Origin of the sequence: Frankia sp. Mgl5 (genome assembly GCF_023242985.1) — a bacterium.
Lineage (GTDB): Bacteria > Actinomycetota > Actinomycetes > Frankiales > Frankiaceae > Parafrankia > Parafrankia soli.
This window is the reverse complement of record NZ_JALKFY010000760.1, coordinates 1-1,594: the sequence shown is the minus strand read 5'-3', so window position 1 is coordinate 1,594 and position 1,594 is coordinate 1. Positions and strand designations below refer to the sequence as shown.

2 protein-coding genes are annotated in these 1,594 nt (G+C 66.6%); both read right to left on the bottom strand.

Features of this window, described 5'->3' with window-relative positions; genetic code table 11:
* Nucleotides 1-218, bottom strand: a 218-nt coding sequence (locus MXD62_RS27460; protein WP_248832292.1) for an FAD-binding protein, incomplete at its 3' end; no start/stop codon positions are given.
* 39 nt (nucleotides 219-257) lie between these two features.
* The coding region (locus MXD62_RS27455) for an aromatic ring-hydroxylating dioxygenase subunit alpha (protein ID WP_248832291.1) at nucleotides 258-1,594 on the bottom strand (1,337 nt) is incomplete at its 5' end.

Below are 1,594 nucleotides of genomic sequence, written 5' to 3'. Positions count from 1 at the left end.
AGGGAGTCGGGAACGCCGTCGGCCTGCATGAGCGGGTTGTCCGGCAGCCACAGCACACCGCCCGACATGGCCGTGGACCCGCCGATCATCGGCTGCTTCTCGATCACCAGCGTGTCCAGGCCACTCGCCGCCGCGGCCACGGCGCCACACAGACCACCGCCCGATCCCACGACAACGACGTCAACGGCATGGTCGTAGCTGGCGTCCGACTTCGACACGGTGCCCCTCCAGGGAGTGGATGGTTTCGGTGCGGTGCCTCAGCCGGCGAGGTACCGGTCGAGTTCGGAGTGCATATTGCTGATGAGCTGCTCCATCTCGGTGGCGAGACGGTGCTCGCGGTAGCTGCGCGAACGCAGGCCGCGTTGCTGGCTCGCGATGTTGCTGAAGTCCTGACGCGGGATCAGGCCCCAGTTCTCGGTGTCGTCGGAGGCGAACCGGCCCTTCAGCTTCGCCCGGCCGGGCTCCTCTCCCTCCGGGTACATGGTCAACGACCACACCTCGAAACGGCACCACTCGGGGTCGTTGTTGTAAGGGCGAACCCGGTACGACAACGCGTTACCGAACTGGGGAAGCATGAGGAAGTTCGGGAACAGGAAAACCCCCCCGCCCCACAGCCGCAGGCCCTCCGGTGTCGGATGCAGCGGGATACCAGCACCCTCGGCGTAGTCGAACAACGCCTTGATCGCCGCCGTCGGGAAGTCCTCACCGGGCGGAACCCGGTTACGCATCCCCCGGAAGACGTGCAGGTCACGTTCGAGGGTCATCGCGTCCTGCCCCTCCCACAGGATCCGCGACCGCTCCAGGAACGCCTCCCCACCACGCCCCTGGGAGATACCACCCGCGGTCGGATCGAACCGGCCCTGGAAACGACCGTGGCCGTTCTCGAACCCGGTGTACTCCACATTCCCGAACGGGTAGTCGTCACCCAGACCGAACGTGAGCTGCGGATGCGTGCCCATCACGTGGTAACCCTCGTGGAACGCCTCCTGGGCCACCTTCCAGTTCGCGTTGAGGATCGTCTCCTTCCACCACCACACCCGCATGTTCTCCACGCACACCGCGTCCAGCAGCCCCGCTACCGGCGCCAGCGCCTCCCGCAACGGACGGGCATCCGGATCCATGTTGATCCACACGCAGGCGCCCCACGTGTCGGCCCTGCACTCGCGCAGCCGAATGTCCTCCGGACGCAGGACCTCCGGCGCGAATCCGTCCGCGCCGTACACGAACGAGTTACTCCCGTCGAGGTTCCACCGCCAGCCGTGGAACGGGCACACGATCTGGCCTCCGAGAAGCCGTCCGGAGCCCGTGCACAGCTGGGTGGCCCGATGCCGGCAGGCGTTGTGGAAGGCCTTGACCGAAAGATCGGGCTGCCGCACGACCAGGATCGACTGATCGCAGATCTCGTACTCGACGAAGTCGCCGGGCCGCGGGATCTCCTCCAGCCGGCAGGCCATCTGCCAGACGCGCGGCCACAGATACTCCTTCTCCAGCTCGAAGAAGGTTCGGTCATAATAGCGTTCACGTGGTACGCGTAACGGATCCCGCATGGCGAACGGGACGTCGCGGGCAGCGTCGGCCCGGCGGTCGTCGGTGA